15 protein-coding genes are annotated in these 18,124 nt (G+C 72.7%); 6 read left to right on the forward strand and 9 right to left on the reverse strand.

Features of this window, described 5'->3' with window-relative positions; all coding sequences use genetic code 11:
• The first annotated feature begins 93 nt into the window (after positions 1-93).
• From AB6V31_RS05990 to AB6V31_RS06000, 3 genes are read left to right on the forward strand one after another with little or no spacing between them, the layout of a single operon-like run.
• The gene (locus tag AB6V31_RS05990) at positions 94-1,116 is read left to right on the forward strand and encodes a 3-oxoacyl-ACP synthase III (RefSeq protein ID WP_056226871.1); all 1,023 of its coding nucleotides are present in this window, start codon (positions 94-96) and stop codon (positions 1,114-1,116) included.
• The gene (locus AB6V31_RS05995) at positions 1,113-3,791 is read left to right on the forward strand and encodes an alpha/beta fold hydrolase (RefSeq protein WP_369364592.1); all 2,679 of its coding nucleotides are present in this window, start codon (positions 1,113-1,115) and stop codon (positions 3,789-3,791) included. Before AB6V31_RS05990 ends, AB6V31_RS05995 begins: the two co-directional genes overlap by 4 nt.
• A complete protein-coding gene (locus tag AB6V31_RS06000; RefSeq protein WP_369364593.1) occupies positions 3,788-4,747 on the forward strand; it encodes an NAD-dependent epimerase/dehydratase family protein in 960 nt (319 codons plus the stop codon). The genes AB6V31_RS05995 and AB6V31_RS06000 overlap by 4 nt, the downstream gene beginning before the upstream one ends.
• 275 nt (positions 4,748-5,022) lie before the next feature.
• Here AB6V31_RS06000 and katG read toward each other — a convergent pair whose 3' ends face one another.
• The 3 genes from katG to AB6V31_RS06015 form a co-directional block, all read right to left on the reverse strand.
• Entirely contained in the window at positions 5,023-7,275 is a 2,253-nt protein-coding gene (gene katG, locus AB6V31_RS06005; RefSeq protein ID WP_369364594.1) for a catalase/peroxidase HPI, read from the reverse strand.
• Positions 7,272-7,733, reverse strand: a complete 462-nt coding sequence (locus AB6V31_RS06010; RefSeq protein ID WP_369364595.1) for a Fur family transcriptional regulator — start codon at positions 7,731-7,733, stop codon at positions 7,272-7,274. The genes katG and AB6V31_RS06010 overlap by 4 nt, the downstream gene beginning before the upstream one ends.
• A 94-nt stretch (positions 7,734-7,827) precedes the next feature.
• Positions 7,828-8,823 (reverse strand): stage II sporulation protein M, encoded by a 996-nt coding sequence (locus AB6V31_RS06015; RefSeq protein ID WP_369364596.1) that lies wholly within the window; start codon positions 8,821-8,823, stop codon positions 7,828-7,830.
• 16 nt (positions 8,824-8,839) lie between these two features.
• On the opposite strand from AB6V31_RS06015, the gene AB6V31_RS06020 reads away from it, so the two are divergent.
• Positions 8,840-9,670: an RDD family protein gene (locus tag AB6V31_RS06020; RefSeq protein WP_369364597.1), complete on the forward strand. Its 831-nt coding sequence runs from the start codon at positions 8,840-8,842 to the stop codon at positions 9,668-9,670.
• Between the two features lie 82 nt (positions 9,671-9,752).
• On the opposite strand, the gene AB6V31_RS06025 is transcribed toward AB6V31_RS06020, so the two are convergent.
• Both AB6V31_RS06025 and AB6V31_RS06030 read right to left on the reverse strand, forming a co-directional pair.
• Positions 9,753-9,959 carry a DUF3499 family protein gene (locus AB6V31_RS06025; protein ID WP_056226859.1) on the reverse strand — a complete coding sequence of 69 codons (207 nt, stop codon included), beginning with the start codon at positions 9,957-9,959 and terminating at the stop codon, positions 9,753-9,755.
• Positions 9,960-10,059: 100 nt separating this feature from the next.
• On the reverse strand, positions 10,060-10,557 hold the full coding sequence (locus AB6V31_RS06030; protein ID WP_144782317.1) for a MarR family winged helix-turn-helix transcriptional regulator: 498 nt from the start codon (positions 10,555-10,557) through the stop codon (positions 10,060-10,062).
• Between the two features lie 88 nt (positions 10,558-10,645).
• Here AB6V31_RS06030 and AB6V31_RS06035 point away from each other — a divergent pair, with 88 nt between their 5' ends.
• Both AB6V31_RS06035 and AB6V31_RS06040 read left to right on the forward strand, forming a co-directional pair.
• Complete coding sequence (locus AB6V31_RS06035) at positions 10,646-11,575, forward strand: NADP-dependent oxidoreductase (RefSeq protein WP_369364599.1); 930 nt, start codon at positions 10,646-10,648, stop codon at positions 11,573-11,575.
• A 105-nt stretch (positions 11,576-11,680) separates the two neighbouring features.
• Complete coding sequence (locus tag AB6V31_RS06040; RefSeq protein WP_074694109.1) at positions 11,681-12,115, forward strand: hypothetical protein; 435 nt, start codon at positions 11,681-11,683, stop codon at positions 12,113-12,115.
• 21 nt (positions 12,116-12,136) lie between these two features.
• On the opposite strand, the gene AB6V31_RS06045 is transcribed toward AB6V31_RS06040, so the two are convergent.
• The 4 genes from AB6V31_RS06045 to manA all read right to left on the reverse strand — a co-directional run bounded on the left by AB6V31_RS06045 (position 12,137) and on the right by manA (position 18,081).
• Positions 12,137-13,528, reverse strand: coding sequence for a DUF5719 family protein (locus tag AB6V31_RS06045; protein WP_369364600.1), 1,392 nt, complete (start codon positions 13,526-13,528; stop codon positions 12,137-12,139).
• Positions 13,525-16,368 carry a glycosyltransferase gene (locus AB6V31_RS06050; protein ID WP_369364601.1) on the reverse strand — a complete coding sequence of 948 codons (2,844 nt, stop codon included), beginning with the start codon at positions 16,366-16,368 and terminating at the stop codon, positions 13,525-13,527. Before AB6V31_RS06050 ends, AB6V31_RS06045 begins: the two co-directional genes overlap by 4 nt.
• A gap of 88 nt (positions 16,369-16,456) precedes the next feature.
• Positions 16,457-16,780, reverse strand: a complete 324-nt coding sequence (locus AB6V31_RS06055; RefSeq protein ID WP_074694106.1) for a WhiB family transcriptional regulator — start codon at positions 16,778-16,780, stop codon at positions 16,457-16,459.
• Positions 16,781-16,926: 146 nt separating this feature from the next.
• On the reverse strand, positions 16,927-18,081 hold the full coding sequence (gene manA, locus AB6V31_RS06060; protein ID WP_369364602.1) for a mannose-6-phosphate isomerase, class I: 1,155 nt from the start codon (positions 18,079-18,081) through the stop codon (positions 16,927-16,929).
• Between the last annotated feature and the right edge of the window lie 43 nt (positions 18,082-18,124).

Consider the following 18,124-nt stretch of genomic DNA (forward strand, 5'->3'; position numbering starts at 1 on the left):
CTCGCGGCTTATCCTGGGGGGTACCCTTCCAGCCGTCGATGCGTTCCCTCCGCGCCCGGCTGCGCCGTCTACGCACAGGATGCGGGAGATCTCTTGCCAGGTAACGCCACCACGCACTTCGACGATGTGGCCCTCGTTTCGGTGGCGAGCGTCCTGCCCAGCCGCGTCACGACGTCGGACGACATCGAAGACCGTCTCGCCCCGGCGCTGCAGCGCCTGAAGCTCAAGCCGGGACTCCTGCGTCGCGTGGCGGGCGTCAACGAGCGCCGCAACTGGGCGGAGGGCGAGTCCTCCGACGAGGCGACGATCGCCGCCGGCAAGCAGGCCCTCGCCGAGGCGGGCGTCGACCCGAGCGAGATCGGGCTGATCATCAACACCTCGGTGACGCGCAAGCACCTCGAGCCCTCGGTGGCCGTGCGCCTGCACCACGGCCTGGGCCTGCCGAGCTCGGCGATCAACTTCGACGTCGCGAACGCGTGCCTCGGTTTCATCAACGGCATGAGCCTGGCCGCCGGCATGATCCAGTCGGGTCAGGTCAAGTACGCCCTCATCGTCAACGGTGAGGATGCCGACGAGATCCAGGTCAACACGATCAACCGTCTCGTCCGCGAGGACCTCGACCGCGACGCCTTCATGCAGGAGTTCGCCTCCCTGACCCTCGGCTCGGGAGCCGCCGCCGCCGTCCTCGGCCGCGCGAGCGACCACCCCGAGGGCCACCGCATCGTGGGCGGCGTCACGCGCGCCGCGACGCAGTTCTACGACCTCTGCGTCGGCAGCGTCGACGGCATGTTCACCGACGCCAAGGCCCTGCTGAAGGGCGGGCTCGACCTCGTCGTCTCCGCCTGGAAAGAGGCGAAGGGCGAGTTCTCGTGGACCGGCATGGACCGCTACATCACGCACCAGGTGTCCTCCGTGCACACCTCGGCCATCGTCCGCGCCGCCAAGCTCGATCGCGAGCGCGTCCCCGTGACCTACCCCACCCTCGGCAATGTCGGCCCGGCCTCGATCCCGATCACGCTCGCCGCCGAGCAGAAGACGCTGCGCCGAGGTGATCGCGTCCTCCTGATGGGAGTGGGCTCCGGCCTGAACACCGGCATGCTGGAGCTGGCCTGGTGAGCTTCGCGCGCGTCACAGGCCCCCAGGCCACGCTTCCCCCCGCGGGTCTGCCCGGGCTCGACCCGGCCCTGTCGCGCCTCGTGAGTGTCGACGGCGTCCTCGCCGATGCCGGCGCCACGCGCCTCTGGCACGTCCTCGACACGGGCGACGCCCTCGCCGAGCGCGGCCTCGAGCCGATCGGCACGATCGTCGCCGTGCACGGCAATCCCACGTGGTCGTACCTGTGGCGAGCCCTCGTGAACGCCTCCCTCGCGCGCGCCGAAGCCGGAGCGGCCGTGTGGCGCGTGGTGGCCGTCGACCAACTCGAGATGGGCTTCTCGGAGCGATCGTCGCTGCGGCGCACCCTGGCCCAGCGCATCGCCGACCTCGACGCTCTCGTCGAGGGTCTCGGCATCCGGGGTCCGATCGTGACCATCGGTCACGACTGGGGCGGGCCGGTCTCGCTCGGCTGGGCCGTGGAGCATCGCGATCGTCTCGCCGCGGTGATTGCCTTGAACACCGCCGTGCACCATCCCGAGGGGGCGTCGCTGCCGTTCGCGTTGCGCGTGGCCACGGCTCGCGGCATGCTCGCCGCCGGCACGACGGGCACGACGGCGTTCCTCGACACCACCTTGGCGCTGGCCGAGCTCGATCCGGCGGTCAAGGCCGCGTTCCGGGCGCCGTACGCCACCGTCGCGCGTCGCCGCGGGATCGGCGGCTTCGTCGCCGACATCCCCGCGACCCCCGAGCATGAGAGCACGCCCGCGCTGCACCGCATGTCGGCGGGTCTGCGCGAGCTCGAGGTGCCCGCACTGCTGCTGCGCGGCCCGAAGGACCCGGTGTTCGGCGAGGACCATCTCGACGACCTCACCGACCGCCTGCCGCACGCGGACGTGCACCGTTTCGAGGGGGCCGGCCACCTGGTCGCCGAGGAGCGCCCCTACGCCGACGTCGTGCTCGACTGGCTCGACGAGAAGGTCGTGGATGCCGTCGCCCCCGCGACCCGTTCGCGTCGCTCCGCCGCCGCGAAGCGCGCCGGCGCCGTTCCCGCCCCCGAGGCCGCCGCCGCGCCCTCCGGCCACCTGTGGGATGCTCTCGACGCCCGGCGCGATGACGACGGCACCGCCGTCATCGACATGACCACCGAGACCGACGGGGCACCGCTGCGCGTGAGCTGGCGCCGGCTGTCCGTCCGCGTCGACGAGCTCGCCGCGGGACTCGACGCCTTCGGCGTGCGCGCGGGCGACCGTGTCTCGCTGCTCGTGCAGCCCGGCCCGACCCTCACCGCCGCCCTGTACGCGTGCCTGCGCATCGGGGCCGTGGTCGTCGTGGCCGACCGGGGTCTCGGCATCCGGGGTCTGTCGCGCGCCGTGCGCGGTGCCGTCCCCGACGTCGTCATCGGCGAGGTCGCCGGTCTGGCCGCCGCTCGCGCGCTCGGCTGGCCGGGGCGTCGAATCTCGGCCGCGGCCCTTCCCGCCGTCACCTCCCGCGCGCTCGGTGTCGAAGCGAGCCTGTCCGACCTGGCCCGCGCCGGTCGGGGCCGCGCCGTGCCCGCTGCCCCGGGCCCCGACGCCGACGCCGCGGTGCTCTTCACCTCGGGTTCGACGGGACCGGCGAAGGGCGTCGTCTATACGCACGCGCAGCTGACCGCGTTGCGCGACACCCTCGCCGCGCACTTCGGCGTCACTGCCGAAACGGGCCTGGTCACCGGCTTCGCCCCCTTCGCCCTGCTCGGACCGGCGCTCGGCACGCGCTCGGCGACGCCCGACATGGACGTGTCCGCCCCGCGCACCCTGACCGCGTCCGCCGTCGCCGCCGCCGTCCGGGCGTCCGACGCGCGGATCGTGTTCCTGTCGCCGGCGGCGGTCTCGAACGTCGTCGCGACGGCGTCCGACCTGACCCGCGACGACCGCGCGGCCCTCGAGAAGGTCGAGACGTTCCTCTCGACCGGTGCCCCCGTGAGCGTCGATCTGCTGCGCCGCGCGCAAGAGCTCATGCCGAACGCCGTGGCCCACACCCCCTACGGCATGACCGAGTGCCTGCTCGTCGCCGACGTGACCCTGCCCGAGATCGAACAGGCGCGCGGCGACCGCGGGGTCTGCGTCGGCCGCCCGCTCGGCACCGGCCAGGTGCGCATCTCGGCCCTCGACGCCGAGGGTCGCGCCGCGGGCGAACCCCGGACGGATGCCGGGGTCACCGGCGAGGTCGTCATCTCGGCGCCCCACCTCAAGCGCGGCTATTTCCGGCTGTACCTCACCGACCGCGAGGCCCGGCGCGGGCTTCCCGAACGCTGGCACCGCACGGGCGACGTCGGTCACCTCGACGCCGACGGCCGCCTCTGGATCGAGGGGCGCCTCCCCCACGTGATCACCACCGCCGACGGCCCGGTCACTCCCGTCGGGATCGAGCAGGACGTCGAGTCGGTTCCCGCCGTCGAACGCGCCGCCGCCGTGGGCGTGGGACCGGTGGGCCGACAGGTCGTCGTGACGGTCGTCGAAGCCGGCGTGCGGCGCCCCGGTCTGGCATCCCCCGATCTGACCGAGAGCGTCCGCGCGGCGACGTCGCAGCGTCTCGCGGCCGTGCTCGTGGTCCCGACGCTCCCGACCGACATCCGCCACAACTCGAAGATCGACCGCTCGCGCCTGGCCCGGTGGGCGGAGCGCGTGTTGGCCGGAGAGAAACCGACGGCGCCGTGAAGGTCCTCGCCACCGGGTCGTCCGGCTTCCTCGGCCGCGCCGTCGTTCGCGCTCTCCACGACGCGGGGCACGAGGTGCGTACCCTGCAGCGCCGCCCCTCGGGCGTCGACGGCGCCGACGACCGGCTCGGATCGGTCACGGATCCGGATGCCGTGGCATCCGCCCTCGAGGGCATCGACGGGATCGTCCACCTCGCGGCGAAGGTCTCGCTCGCCGGTGACCCCGCGCAGTTCCGCGCCGTGAACGTCGACGGCACCCGCACCCTGCTCGACGCCGCCGCGGCGGCGGGCGTCACGCGCGTCGTGCACGTGTCGTCGCCCTCGGTCGCGCACGCGGGACACGCTCTGGCCGGCGTGGGCGCGGAGCCCGCTGATCCGGATGCCGCGCGCGGCGAATACGCCCGCACGAAGGCCGAGGCGGAGGTGCTCGCGCTCTCCCGCGCCGGCGGGGGGACGGCCCTCGTCGCGATCCGCCCGCACCTCGTCTGGGGCCCGGGCGACACCCAACTCATCGAGCGCGTCGTCGCCCGCGCGCGCCGGGGCACCCTGCCCCTGCTCGACGGCGGCACGGCGCTCATCGACTCCACGTTCGTCGACAACGCGGCATCCGGGATCGTCGCCGCCCTGCACCGTGTCGACGAGGTCAGCGGGCGCGCCTACGTGCTGACCAACGGCGAACCGCGGCCGGTCGGCGACCTTCTCGCCGGCATCTGCCGCGCCTCGGGCGTGACCCCCCCGCGTTTCAGTGTGCCCGCGGGAGTGGCCAAGGCTGCAGGCTCGCTCATCGAGCGGGTCTGGTCCGTGCGCCCGGGTCAGGACGAACCGCCCATGACCCGCTTCCTCGCCGAGCAGCTGTCGACCGCGCACTGGTTCGACCAGACCGAGATCCGCCGCGACCTGCGGTGGACGCCGTCGGTGACGATCGACGAGGGCCTCCGCCGCCTCGCGCGCGCCTGACCCCGCGGCATCCGGCCCCTCCGCCGACCCCCGCGTCCCACTTTTCGCAGAGCATGTCCCGAAAAGGGCTGCCTGACGCCGGCCCAGACAGCCAGAAGTGGGACATGGTCCGCCCCGACCCCCGCGTCCCACTTTTCGCAGAGCATGTTCCGAAAAGGGCTGCCTGACCCCCGCCCAGACAGCCAGAAGTGGGACATGGTCCGCCCCGACCCCGACGCTCCACACGCGCGAAAGGCCCGCCCCCGCGAGGGGGCGGGCCTTCCGGGTGCCGCGGCTCAGACCAGGTCGAACCGGTCGAGCTCGGTGACCTTGCGCCACGCGGCGACGAAGTCGCGCACGAACTTCTCCTTGGCGTCGTCCGAGGCGTAGACCTCGGCGAGCGCGCGCAGCTCGGAGTTCGACGAGAACACCAGGTCGACGCGGGTGCCGATGCCGACCTTCTCGCCCGAGCCGTCCTTGGTGCCCTCGAACGCGTGCTTGCCGCTGTCGAGCGGCTTCCACGTCGTGCCGAGGTCGAGGAGGTTCGCGAACACGTCGTTGGTCAGGGCGCCGGGGGTGTCGGTGAACACGCCCCAGTCGCTGCCGTCCCAGTTGGCACCGATCGCGCGCAGGCCGCCGACCAGTACGGTCATCTCGGGAGCCGTGAGCGTCAGCAGGTTGGCCTTGTCGAGCAGCAGGAACTCCGCGGGCAGACGCGCCTCGCGCGAGGCGTAGTTGCGGAAGCCGTCGGCGATCGGCTCGAGCCAGCGGAACGACTCGATCTCGGTCTGCTCCTGCGAGGCGTCGGTGCGGCCGGGGGTGAAAGGCACCTCGACCTCGACGCCGCCGGCGAGGGCGGCCTGCTCGACACCGGCGTTGCCCGCGAGGACGAGCAGGTCGGCGATAGAGACCTTCTTCTCGCCCTGCGCGTCGAACTCCGCCTTGATCTTCTCGAGGACTTCCAGGACGGATGCCAGCTGCTCCGGGTTGTTGACCGTCCAGCTCTTCTGCGGCTCGAGGCGGATGCGCGCACCGTTCACACCACCGCGCTTGTCGCTGCCGCGGAAGGTCGAGGCGGCGGCCCACGTCGTGGTGACCAGCTGCTGCACCGACAGACCGCTGTCGAGGATCTGCTGCTTGAGGGCAGCGGCATCCGTCTGATCGATCAGCGGGTGGTCGACGGCGGGCACGGGGTCCTGCCAGACGAGCACCTCGGCGGGCACCTCGGAGCCAAGGTAGCGCTCGCGCGGGCCCATGTCGCGGTGGGTGAGCTTGAACCAGGCGCGGGCGAAGGCGTCCTGGAAAGCGGCCGGGTCCTCGGCGAAGCGACGCGAGATCTTCTCGTACGCCGGGTCGACGCGCAGCGCCAGGTCGCTCGTGAGCATGCGGGGCTCGCGGCGGCCGTCGGAGTGCGCCTCGGGGACCATGTCGGCTCCCCCGCCGTTCTTGGGACGCCACTGGTGCGCACCCGCGGGGCTCTGGAAGAGCTCCCACTCGTAGGCGAAGAGGATGTGGAAGAACTCGTTGTCCCAGCGGGTGGGGTGGTAGGTCCACGTGACTTCGAGGCCGCTGGTGATGGTGTCGTCGCCCTTGCCGGTGCCGTGGCTGTTCTTCCAGCCCAGGCCCTGGTCGTTGATGTCGGCGGCCTCGGGGTTGGCGCCGACGTGCGAGTCGCTCGCGGCCCCGTGCGTCTTGCCGAAGGTGTGACCACCGGCGATGAGGGCGACGGTCTCCTCGTCGTTCATGGCCATGCGACCGAACGTCTCGCGGATGTCGTGGGCCGACAGCTGCGGGTCGGGGTTGCCGTTAGGGCCCTCAGGGTTGACGTAGATCAGGCCCATCTGCACCGCCGCGAGCGGCTTCTCGAGCTCGCGGTTGCCCGTGTAACGCTCGTCGCCGAGCCACGTGGTCTCGGGGCCCCAGTACACGTCGTCGTCGGGCTCCCACACGTCGGTGCGGCCGCCGGCGAAGCCGAAGGTGGGGAAACCCATGTCCTCGAGCGCGACGTTGCCGGCGAGGATCATCAGGTCGGCCCACGAGATCGACTGGCCGTACTTCTTCTTGACGGGCCAGAGCAGACGGCGGGCCTTGTCGAGGTTGACGTTGTCGGGCCAGCTGTTCAGCGGGGCGAAGCGCTGCATGCCCGCGCCCGAGCCGCCGCGGCCATCGGTCACGCGGTAGGTACCGGCGCTGTGCCACGCCATGCGGATCATGAGGGGCCCGTAGTGACCAAAGTCGGCGGGCCACCAGTCCTGCGACGTCGTCATGACCTCTTTGAGGTCGCGCTTGACGGCGTCGAGGTCGAGCGCCTCAAAGGCGGCCTTGTAGTCGAAGCCCTCATCGAGCGGGTCGCGCAGGGCGTTGTTCTTCGCGAGGATCTTGACGTTCAGGCTCTCGGGCCACCACACGCGGTTGGCGGAGCCCTGGGTGGGGTGGGGCAGGGCGCCGGCGGGCTCGCTGTCGGCGGGGGCTTCGCCCACGGGCAGTCGGTTGTCGTCGGGGGCGGCACCATCGTGGAAGACGGGGCACCCGTTCAGAGCGTCGCTCATCGGGATCCTCTCGGTTTTTCGGCTTCGGACTTCGCCCGACAATCGGAGCACACGCCCCAGAACGTCACCTCTGCGGTTTCGATGAGAAAGCCGCTTCCCTCCGGCATGTGCAGGCACGGCGCAGACCCGACGACGCAGTCCACGTCGTCGATGCGGCCGCACCCGGTGCACACCACGTGGTGGTGGTTGTCGCCCACGCGCAGTTCGAAGGTTCCGGCGTGGCCGGCGGGTTCGATACGGCGGGCGAGTCCCGCGTCGGCGAAATCGCCGAGCGCGTTGTACACCGACTGCTTGCTCGTTCCGGGGAGGGAGCCGACGATCCGGTCGAAGACGTCGTCGGCGGTGGCGTGCGGCCGGGCGCGGAGGGCTTCGAGGACGGCGATGCGTGTCGCCGTCACCCGCAGACCCGCCCCGCGGATGAGGGCATCCGCGGGAGCGTCCGGTCGACTGTTGAGCATACGACCAGCGTATCTTTTTTTGAGTGAATCAAAAATGACACGCCGGGAAACAGACGGAACCTCGAACCTGGTTCACCCGAGTGAGCGGATGCCGTCACCCCGCCGTCAGCGTCGGAGTGCCCGCCTCGTACTCGGTGAGATCGCCCGTCTCGCCCACGCGCGCCGCACGACGACCCACGACCAGCATGTAGAAGAGGAAGACCCCGAGGGCCAGAGCGCCGATCGCGATCTTGATCTGCCACGGCCACTCGCGCGGGGTCACGAACCCCTCTACGAGGCCCGACAGGGCCAGGGCGAAGACGAGACCCACGGCCACGGTCGCGAGCGACCGACCCGCCGCCGCGAGCGCCTCCGCCCGCGTCCGCCGGCCCGGGGCGACCCATGCCCAGAAGATCTGCAGGCCCGCCCCTCCCGCGACGAAGATCGCCGTGAGCTCGAGCAGACCGTGCGGGAGGATGAACTGGAAGAACAGGTCGCCGCGGTCGAACGAGAACATGATCGCCGCCGACGTCCCCACCCCCACGGCGTTCTGCATGATCACCATGAGCGGCCAGATGCCCGTGACCCCGAACAGCACGCACTGCGCCGCGATCCAGGCGTTGTTCGTCCAGACCGACCCGGCGAAGATCGCGTTCGGGTTCTCGCGGTAGTAGCTCACGAACTGCTCGTCGGCGTAGTTCTGCAGCTGACTCCTATCCCCCAACGCCGCCACGGCCGCGGGGTCGCCCGAGATCCACAGGGCGACGAGCGTCGCGACCACGAGGAAGCCCAGGGTCACGGCGAGCGTGCTCCAGCGCACGCGGTACAACGCCGCCGGAAGCTGCAGCACGAAGAAGCGCGGGAGCTGCCGCAGGACGTTGTCGCGGACGCCCGTGAGACGCAGGCGCGTCCGCGCCAGCAGGATCGAGACGTAGTCGCCCTCGGGCGTGCGTCCGGCCGAGGTCTTGATGTCGGCCAGGTCGGCCGAAGCCGCGCGGTAACGGGTGACGAGTTCGTCGACGTCGGGGCCGCTCAGGCGCTTGCGGCGGCCCAGTTCGTCGAGCCGCGCCCACTCGTCGCGCCGGGCGGCCGTCAGGGCGTCGAGGTCCATGTGGTCAACTGTACGCATGGCTTCGTCGTCGACCCCCGCTCCCGCGGTCGCCCTCGTCCACACGAGCGCCGATGAGACGCTGACCGGAGAGGCCGTCGCCCTCGACGTCCAGCCCGTCGGTTTCTTCTTGCGCGCGGTCGGCGCCGTCATCGACTTCCTCGTCGGGGTCGTCCTCCTCATCGGCGGCGCACTGCTGCTGGTGTCGATGGTCGGGGCGGGCACCCTGCCCGAGTCCGCCGTCCGGATCGGCGTCATCTCGCTGCTGGTGCTCGTGACGGTCGCGATCCCCACCACCGTCGAGACCCTCTCGCGCGGCCGGAGCCTCGGCCGCCTCGCCGTGGGCGCGCGCATCGTCCGTACCGACGGCGGGGCCGCGGGCTTCCGCCAGGCCCTCATCCGCTCGCTCACCGGGGTGCTCGAGGTGTGGTTCACGCTCGGCGCGATCGCGGCGGTCGTCGGCATGTTCACCCCGCGCGCTCAGCGTCTGGGCGATCTGCTCGCCGGGACCGCGAGCGAGCGCACGCGCACGCGCCGGCTTCCTGCTCCGGCCCCGGGTCTGCCCCCGGGGTGGGAATCCTGGGCAGCGATCGCCGACGTGTCGCGCCTGCCCGATCGACTGGCCGCGCGCGTCGCGCAGTTCGTCCGCGGAGCCGACGCGCTCGAGCCGGCCGCCCGGGTACGCGTGGCCGCCTCGCTCGCCGAGGCCGTGCGTCCCTTCGTCTCGCCGCTGCCCCCGTCCGACCCGGAGGGGCTCGTTCGCGCGGTGTCGGCGGTGCGCCGGGACCGCGAGTACCGCGCGCTGCTGCTCGAGAACGAGCGGGCAGCGGCCCTGACCGAAAAAGCGTGAGTCGCCGAAAGCCGTCCCCGCGAGCGGCTATTCCCAGCGACGCGCGCCTGAGGGACGCTCCCTCGCGAGAGCGCTCAGCGGATCAGGTGCGCAGCGTCTCGTGACGAACGACGACCCAACCCTTGGGCACCGACAGCCGGTCGGCGTGGATCGCGCACAGATCGTGCGCGTGCGGGTCGCCCGAGGGACCGAGGGGGCCGAGGGCCGCCATCTGGTCGCCGTAGTCGTAGGTGAGGGTGCTCATCGCCTCGCGGGCGCATCCCACCTTCGAGCAGAGTCTGTCGCGCATCGCGGGTCAGCCTAGTCAGCCCCTCCGACACCGCGCGGACGCCGCGCCGCGCTTCGCTCGCCGAGCGACCGGCATGGACGGTCCGCCGATCGACCGCTCGTCACGCCTTGCGTCGACGCGGAGCCGCGGATCGCGGCGGATCCGCCCGCAGGTGATCGGCGGCGCGCTGCAGGATCCGCGCCAGGTCGGCGATGTCCGCGTCGGTGAGCGATGAGAAGAGCAGTCGGTGCAACGCATCGATGTGGCCGGGGAAGACGGCGCCGAGCACGTCGCGCCCCGCCGAGGTGAGGGCGACCACCACGCTACGCTCGTCGTCGGGCGACGGCGCCCGCGTCACCAGACCCCGCCCCTCGAGCACCTGCGCCTGGTAGGTCAGACCGCTACGACTGTAGACGACCCGGTCGGCGAGGTCCGTCATGCGCAGGCGCCCGTCGGGACTGTCACCCAGGGTCGCCAGCAGCTGGAACTGCACGTAGCTCAGATCACCGGCATCGCGGAGCTGCTTCTCGACCGCGTGACGCAGCAGGCTGCTCACTTCGGTGAAGGCGAAGTACGCCTGGAGCTGCGTGCGGGTGACTTCCGCGGTGTTCCGTGTCATGCCGGAATCCTATCTTGCTTCGAGTTCGTAGCAGTGTTAGCGTCCGGTATTGCTTCGAATCCGAAGCACAACGCGAAAGGACATCCCCATGAAGGCCATGCGATTCCGCGAAGTGGGCGGACCCGACGTCTTGCGACTCGACGACGTCGAGCTGCCGACACCCGGCCCGGGGCAGGTGCGACTGAAGGTCGCGGCATCCGCGTTCAACGCCGCCGACAACGGCATGCGCGCCGGCTTCCTCCCGATTCCCGTACAGCTCCCCCATGTCCCCGGCTACAACGTGTCGGGCACCATCGACGCGGTCGGTGCCGGCGTCGAGGGCGTCGAGATGGGTCAGGCCGTGATCGGGTTCCTCCCCATGCAGACCGACGGCGGCGCCGCGGAGTACGTCGTGGCCCCCGCCGATGCGGTCACGGCGGCTCCCCGCGCCGTCGATCTCGTCGATGCGGCAGCCCTTCCTTCCGTCGCGCTGACCGCGTGGCAGGCGCTGTTCGACGACGGCGGGCTCCGCGTCGGCCAGCGGGTGCTGATCGTGGGCGCGGGAGGAGCCGTCGGCATCCACGCCGTGCGCCTCGCCCACCGCGCGGGGGCGCACGTCATCGCCACGGCGAGCCCGCGCAGCCTCGACGCCGTCGGTGCGGCGGGGGCCGACCAGATCGTCGACCGCACGCGGGCCTCGCTGCTCGACGTCGTCGACGAACCCGTCGACGTGCTGCTGAACCTCGCCCCTCTCGATCCCGACGACTTCGCCGCTCTGGTCGGCCTGGTGCGCGACGGCGGGGTCGTCGTCAGCACCACGGCGTTCATGGCGACCCCCGGCGACGAACGCCGCGGCGTCGACGCCAAGACCGTCTTCGTCCGGGCCGACACCCCGCGGCTCGCCGCGATCGTCGCTCTCGTCGACGCGGGCGAGCTCATCGTCGAGGTGGACCGGCGCATCGACCTCGTCGACCTGCCCGCCCTGCACGCCGAGGCCATGGCGGGGCGCATCGCCGGCAAGGTCGTCGTCGTCCCGTGAGTCGATCGCGGCCCGCCTCTTCGCCCGACGCGCCGACGCCGACCCGCGGGCCGTCCGGCGTCCGCCGGATGACTTCGGGTCGGCGGGCGAACGTAGGATGAACGCATGATGCGTCGTCGGTCCCGCGAAGCGCGACCCGTGGCCCGCCCCTCGCGGCACGGTCGTCACGGCCGTGAGAATCGCAGCCCGGTCGTACGCCCGCCGTTGCCTCCGATCGACACCCGCGTCGAGAGATTCGACATCGCGGTCGGCGCCGCCGCCGAGTTCCTCCGCTCGGCCTGGACCGACCTGCGCGAGGTCTCGTTCGAGATCGGGATCATGCCTCCCGCCGCGGCCGACGGCATCCCGCGCTGGACCGTCCTGCGCGAAGAGAAGCGCATCATCCTCTACCGCGTGCCGATCGAACGCCTGGGTCACCCCCATCACGACGATGACCTGCACCGGCGGATGATGATCGAGGGCGCGGTCTTCCGGGCGGCCGCCGAGTACCTCGACCGCGACCCGTGGGACCTCGGCCCCGAACGCTTCCGCTTCTTCTGACCCGCACCGGGCGGCGCGACGCTACGGCAGGATCGTGAGCGCCGAGGCCGCGGCATCCGCCGGCCACAGGGGGTACGACGCCAGCGCACCGGCGCCCGCGTACGTGACGGCCGCGCGCACGGGCGCCCCCGTCTCGAGACGATAGACGCCCGCCGCGACCGGCACGGCGACGCTCGCGCCGGCGGCGACCGCCGTGGTCACCGCGGCGCCCCCGTCCGCGGGGGTGAGGGTGACGGTCGTGTCGGTGTCGCCGCCGGCGATCACCAGGTTCGCGCCCACGCCCGAGGCGACCGCGATCGCGCTGGGCGTCGAGACGGCGGGCGCGGGGACGTACCAGGCGAAATCGGAGCCCTCACCGAAACCGGTGGTCGACCACGTCGACCCGACGATCGGCGCGGTGGCCGACACGTCGACCGTGTACGCGCCGGCAGCGGCACCCGACAGGTTCACCGAGGTGGGCAGCCCCGCCGTGAGGGGGATGTCGGTGGGGGCGGGAGCGCTGACCGAGGGGTCGTTCGGCACGAGCGTCACGGTCGCCGAGGCGTCGGATCCGGGAGACAGCAGGCGCAGCACCGTGCCCGCCTGACTGGCGTCCGCGGCGGGGACCTGGACGCCAGGCATGACCAGTCGCGTGTCGGCCTGCGCGAGAGGCGCGACCTGATCCACCCCGCCCGGCAGCAGCAGACGCGTCAGCTGCGCCTGCAGCGACGCGTGCACCGGGGCACCCGACGACACCACGCGCACGACCGGGCTCTCTTCTCCGAGCAGCAGACCGGCGAGGGGCACGACACGGCGACCGCCCGCGGGGACCACGAGGTTCTGACCGCTGGGCGGATCCGACACCCCCTTGGCGCCGTAGACCGACAGCTGGACGGTCGCGGGGACGGCTCCGGGATTGGCGAGGACGACCAGATCGTTGGCGCCCGTCGTGGTCGCGCCCCCGACGAGCCACGATTCCGCCAGGGGCGGGCGGCAGGCGGATGCCGCGAAACCGACGAGGTCGCTCGCGGCGGCCGTGGCGGACCCGGCGGCGGCGAGCGGGGACGGGGCGCCGTCACGGGGGGCCGCGCGCAGGGCCTCGGCGTCGCCCGAGGCGTCGGAGGTCGCCCCCGTCAGCGCGGTCGGGGAGGCGTCAGAGTCGGCGGGACCGCTGACCACCTGCTGGCCGGCCGCCGAGCTCAGCGAGCTCGCGGAGTCGGCGCTTCGCCCGAGGGCCAGCAGCGGACCGTCGCACGCCAGGAGCGTGTCGCCGGGCGCCGGCGTGGCCTGCACGCGCACGGGGGTCGCGGAGTACTGCGGCCAGGGCGCGGCGATGCCGACGACCGTGCCGATGACGGCGGCCGTCGCCACCGCGGCTCCCGCGACGACGCGGGCGCTCGTGGCGGCGACACGGACGAGACGACGCTCGCTCATCGGGATCCTCCCGGGTTCGGGCCGACGATGCGCGGCGTCCGGCGGGCGACCCGACGCGAGGCCGCGGTGGGTACCGCGAGCAGGAGCGCGACGAGCACGACACCGAGCGAACCGACGGCGACGAGTCGCTGGAGGCCCAGACGGTGGTCGTCGAGCGCGGGACGCGGCGTGATCGCCGTGTTCACCCGCCACAGGTCGCCGCGTGTGGTCGCCCCCACGGGGTCGAGCAGGTCGCGCTGGTCGAGCGAGGTGGCCGCTCCGAGTCGCGTGCCCCGGATCACGTCGTCCTCGCCGGCGGGGGCCGACTCGAGCAGCACGAACGAGATCCCGCGCGCGGCGAGCCGCGACACGACGTCGTCGGCGGAGGGGGTGACCAGGTCGGCCGCGAGGGCCGCGAGCTCGACGTCCTGATCGTCGGCCGTCGTGCGCGTGGCTTCGACGGTGCTCTGCCCCGAGAGGGTGGCGCTCCCGCCCCACACCACCTGTACGCGCAGCCCGTCGGAGCGCGGGTCGAGGACGATCGTGCCGATGTCGAGCGAACCGCGGCCCTCGGCGGCGACGAACGCCGGGAGGGTCGAGACGGGACCGTTCGTGAGGACGGAGCGGTCGGTGCCGGGGCCGGCGGTCTGCGCGGTCAGGGCCGGGGCGACCGAGACGGCGAGAGCGGCGAGGGCGAGGAGCGCGCCGACGGGTCGGAGCACGCGAACGCGCGCGGGGATGCCAGCGTCCAGGGCCACTACGGCCCCGCCGACGAGCCCGATCCACGCGAGGCTGAGACCCGCTCCCGGCCAGATCGGCACGGGCTCCGAATGGTCGAACGACACGGCGATCCCCACCGCGGCGAAGGCGGTGGCCAGGCCCGCGACGGCGATGACGATGAGGGCGGATGCCGTTATCCACCGCGGCGTGAGCACGGCGAGCACGGCGAGGACCGCGAGAGGGGCCACGAGCAGGCCCACCCACCAGACCGGTCCCTCCGTCAGGCTGGCCCACCCGCCCGGGTCGGACGTGGGGAACCCGGCTGCCAACAGCGCGCGGCCGAGCGGCGTGGCCGAGGCCTCGGCTCCCGCGTAGACGATGCCGGGGTCGGCGAGCAGGCCCCAGGGGTTGCCGGCGCGCACCTGGGTCCACACGAGCGGGGCGAAGACGACGGCCGAGGGGATCAGGAGCCACACGACGCGGGCGACACCGCGGCCGGCCACGAGCGCGACGACGACGAGCGCCGCCGACCACAGGACCACGACCGCCGGCGCGAGCGAGGGCGCGCACGCGAGGACGGCGACGAGCAGGAGGGATGCCGCCCCCGCGGGAGCCCACGAGCGATGCGCCACGCACGCGGCGTAGAAGAGCCACGGCAGAAGCAGGTGGACGAGCACACCGGCCGGGCGCCCCTCGGTGAGGGACGCGAGGAAGGTGGGGGCGAGCGCCCAGGCGACACCGGTGACGATGCGCAGCATCGACGACTCGGTCACGCGGGTCGCGGCGAACCACCCGCCCAGCACCGCGAGCGGAAGAGCGAGCACCCACAGCACGACGAACGCGCGCGAGGGGTCACCGGGCGACAGTGTGCCGATCAGGGCGACGAGAGCCGAGAACGGGTCAGCCGGGCCGATGGCATCCAGGCCGAGGGGGCGCGCTCCCCACGCGGCGTCCTGCCACAGCTGGGCGACGCTCTGGCGCAGCGGGGCGAGCGCTCCCCCGCCGAGCACGGGCCACGCCAGCAACGGGGCGAAGAGGGCCGCCGAGACCGCGAGGGCGCCGAGCACCGCCCATGCTCCCCCGCCGACGAAGAAGCGCAGTTCCGAGCGCACGGGGGCGTCGGGGTCGGCGACGTCGCTCTCCCAGCGCAGCCGCATCTCCGAGCGGGAGACCCGGAGCGGCGCGAGTCGTGACCATCCGACCACCCGCGAGGAGCGGATGCGACGACGGGCCCGGGCGATGGCCGCCGGTCGGGCCATGACGAGCAGCGTCGCCCCCCACTCGGGGAGGACGCGGTACGGGACCTTCGAGACCAGGTGCAGGATCGTGCGCCACAGGGCGAGCGGCAGCAACGACAGCCAGTGCAGCGCCACCGCCGGAGCGGGCGCGTAGACCAGACGGCGGTGGAGTTGCGCGGTCCGTGTCGCGAAGGCGCGCCGCCGCGCGCGGCGGCGACCGCGGGCCATCGCCGCGACCCCGTCGCCGGCGACGGCGACACGGGCGGCGGGCACGAGCGAGACGAGGTGGCCCGCGAGACGCGCGCGCACGCCCAGATCGAGCCCCTCGTCGGCGCCGCCCAGCGCGGGGTCGAGACCGCCGAGCGCGGTCCAGGCGTCGCGGCGGACGAGCAGGCCGCGGACGTCGGCGCCGAGCACGTCGGCATCGCCGTCGCGCTGTCCCTGATCGAGCTCGCCGGCCGCGAGTTCGACGGTGCCGCCGTAGCGGTTCATGCTCACGCCCAGCGAGAGGATCGCGTCGCGGTCGTCCCACGCGACGAGCTTGGGGGCCGCGACGACCAGCGGGGGCGAGAGTTCGAGGGCGCCGGCCAGGCGCACCAGGGCGTCGGGGTCGGGCGCGGTGTCCTGCGCGAGCAGCCAGACCGCATCGCCGGTGAGGCGTGGGGTGGCCAGGGCCGTGGCGGCGGCGAACGAGGTGCCGGCCGGGGCCGTGATGACTCCCTCCGCACCGGAGGAGGCGGCGAGACGCGTCAGCGCGGAGTCGGAGCCGCACAGCACGATCGTGAGGGCGTCGACCGGGCGGGTCTGGGCGGCGAGGGCCGAGAGAGTGCGCTCCAGATGGTTCGCTGCAGGAGTGCGTCCTTCGGGACGCACGACGAGGATGGCGTGAACACGGGCGGGCATGACGCGGATCAGCCTAAGCGCGTGCTCCTCCGATCACGGACGCCGCGCCGTCGGCGCGAGGATCGTTCGAGCGGACGGATGACGCGGATCAGGCGCGACGCTTGAGCTTGCGGCGCTCGCGCTCGCTGAGGCCGCCCCAGATGCCGAAGCGCTCGTCGTTCTGCAGCGCGTACTCGAGGCACTCCGACTTGACGTCGCACGACGTGCAGATGCGCTTGGCATCTCGCGTCGAGCCGCCCTTCTCGGGGAAGAACGCCTCGGGGTCGGTCTGCGAGCAGAGCGCGTCGGTCTGCCAGGCGAGTGTGTTCTCTTCGGTGGAGTCGATGTCGCGGCGGACGCCGGGTACACCCAGATCGACCGGATCGACGAACCAATTCTCCGGGACACCGGACCGGTACTGCGACGTCGCCATATCGTCCTCCGCCTCGTTCAAGCCCCCATGACGCGGTTCCGCGCAGTCATAATTACACCCGTGTCATTCCGCTGAGTCAAGTCGCGGATCGTAAACCCTCAAGGGCGAGGTGAACCTTTAGCCGCGTCCCCGGCGTGTCGCGGCTCTCACGCACCGGGCATGGCGACGAAGACCTCGCCGCCACCGTCCGCGGCGAGAGGGGACTCGTCGGGCGTGACGAGGGCGGCCTGACCCGGGAGCACGGTGATGCTCCGCCCCGAGGCGCCCGTGAGCACGGTCCCGCCCGTCACGCCGAGGGCGATCGCGACACCGCGGAGCTCCAGGCTGCCCGCGGCGCCCACCTCGAAGCGACCGAGCGCGAAGTCGGCGATCCCGGGCGCGAAGACCTCGGCGTTCTCCCCCGTCGCGACCGGGCGCAGGAACGGGGGCTCGGCCGGCCGGAAGTCGACCAGGGCGAGCAGTTCGGACACGTCGATGTGCTTGGGTGTCAGGCCCCCGCGCAGCACGTTGTCGCTCGCCGCCATGATCTCGACGCCGAGACCGGCGACGTAAGCGTGCAGGACGCCGGCGGGGACGAAGATCGCCTCCCCGCGGCGCAGCTCGACGAGGTTCATCAGCAGGGCCACCACGATGCCCGGGTCGGCGGGGTACGCTGCGTGCAGCGAGCGCGTCAGGGCCAGCTCGGCGCCGAACTCCGGCGCCTCGGCCGAGGCCGCGGCATCCACGATCTCTTCGATCTCGGCGCGCTCAGCCTCGCCGAGCAGCCAACCGATCGCGGAGCGCAGCGCGTCGTCGCCGGCCAGGTGGGCCCGCAGGGTCTCGACGGCGGGAGCGTCACCCAGGGCCGAGACGAGGGTACGCGTGCGCTCCAGGTCGCGGAGCCCCGCGAGGGCGGTGAAGGTGTCGCTCAGCGCGACGATCACCTCGGGCTTGTGGTTGTCGTCCTTGTAATTGCGCTCCCCCGCATCGCGGGGAATCCCGGCACGCTCCTCACGGGCGAAGCCCTCGACCGCCTGCTCCTTCGAGGGGTGCACCTGGATCGAGAGGGGAGCTCCCGCGGCGAGGAGCTTCAACAGGTACGGCAGCTTCGCGGGAACACCCTGCTCGGCCGCGACGGCCGGCAGCCACGCGTCGAGCGTGCGGGCGGAGCCGTCGTGCACCTCGGCCGGCGATCCCGGGTGGTCGCCGAACCACACCTCGGCTTCGGGGGCCCCGGTGGGCTCGCGCCCCTCCAGGTCGGCGATGAGGGTCGGGCTCCCCCAGGCGTAGTCGCGGGGGGTGTTCGAGATGGCGATCAGCACGGCGTCAGCATAATGTGCGCACCCGACGGCGACGGATGCCGAC

This window comes from Microbacterium sp. 16-032 (genome assembly GCF_041079455.1).
Taxonomy (GTDB): Bacteria; Actinomycetota; Actinomycetes; order Actinomycetales; family Microbacteriaceae; genus Microbacterium; species Microbacterium testaceum_A.

Coding starts and splice junctions, on each gene's coding strand:
- AB6V31_RS06035 (WP_369364599.1), top strand. CDS start 10,646: ATGAAGGCCATGCGATTCCGCGAAGTGGGCGGACCCGACGTCTTGCGA.
- katG (WP_369364594.1), bottom strand. CDS start 7,275: ATGAGCGACGCTCTGAACGGGTGCCCCGTCTTCCACGATGGTGCCGCC.
- AB6V31_RS06030 (WP_144782317.1), bottom strand. CDS start 10,557: ATGACACGGAACACCGCGGAAGTCACCCGCACGCAGCTCCAGGCGTAC.
- AB6V31_RS06025 (WP_056226859.1), bottom strand. CDS start 9,959: ATGCGCGACAGACTCTGCTCGAAGGTGGGATGCGCCCGCGAGGCGATG.
- AB6V31_RS06015 (WP_369364596.1), bottom strand. CDS start 8,823: ATGGACCTCGACGCCCTGACGGCCGCCCGGCGCGACGAGTGGGCGCGG.
- AB6V31_RS06050 (WP_369364601.1), bottom strand. CDS start 16,368: ATGCCCGCCCGTGTTCACGCCATCCTCGTCGTGCGTCCCGAAGGACGC.
- AB6V31_RS06020 (WP_369364597.1), top strand. CDS start 8,840: ATGGCTTCGTCGTCGACCCCCGCTCCCGCGGTCGCCCTCGTCCACACG.
- AB6V31_RS06045 (WP_369364600.1), bottom strand. CDS start 13,528: ATGAGCGAGCGTCGTCTCGTCCGTGTCGCCGCCACGAGCGCCCGCGTC.
- AB6V31_RS06010 (WP_369364595.1), bottom strand. CDS start 7,733: ATGCTCAACAGTCGACCGGACGCTCCCGCGGATGCCCTCATCCGCGGG.
- AB6V31_RS06040 (WP_074694109.1), top strand. CDS start 11,681: ATGATGCGTCGTCGGTCCCGCGAAGCGCGACCCGTGGCCCGCCCCTCG.
- AB6V31_RS06055 (WP_074694106.1), bottom strand. CDS start 16,780: ATGGCGACGTCGCAGTACCGGTCCGGTGTCCCGGAGAATTGGTTCGTC.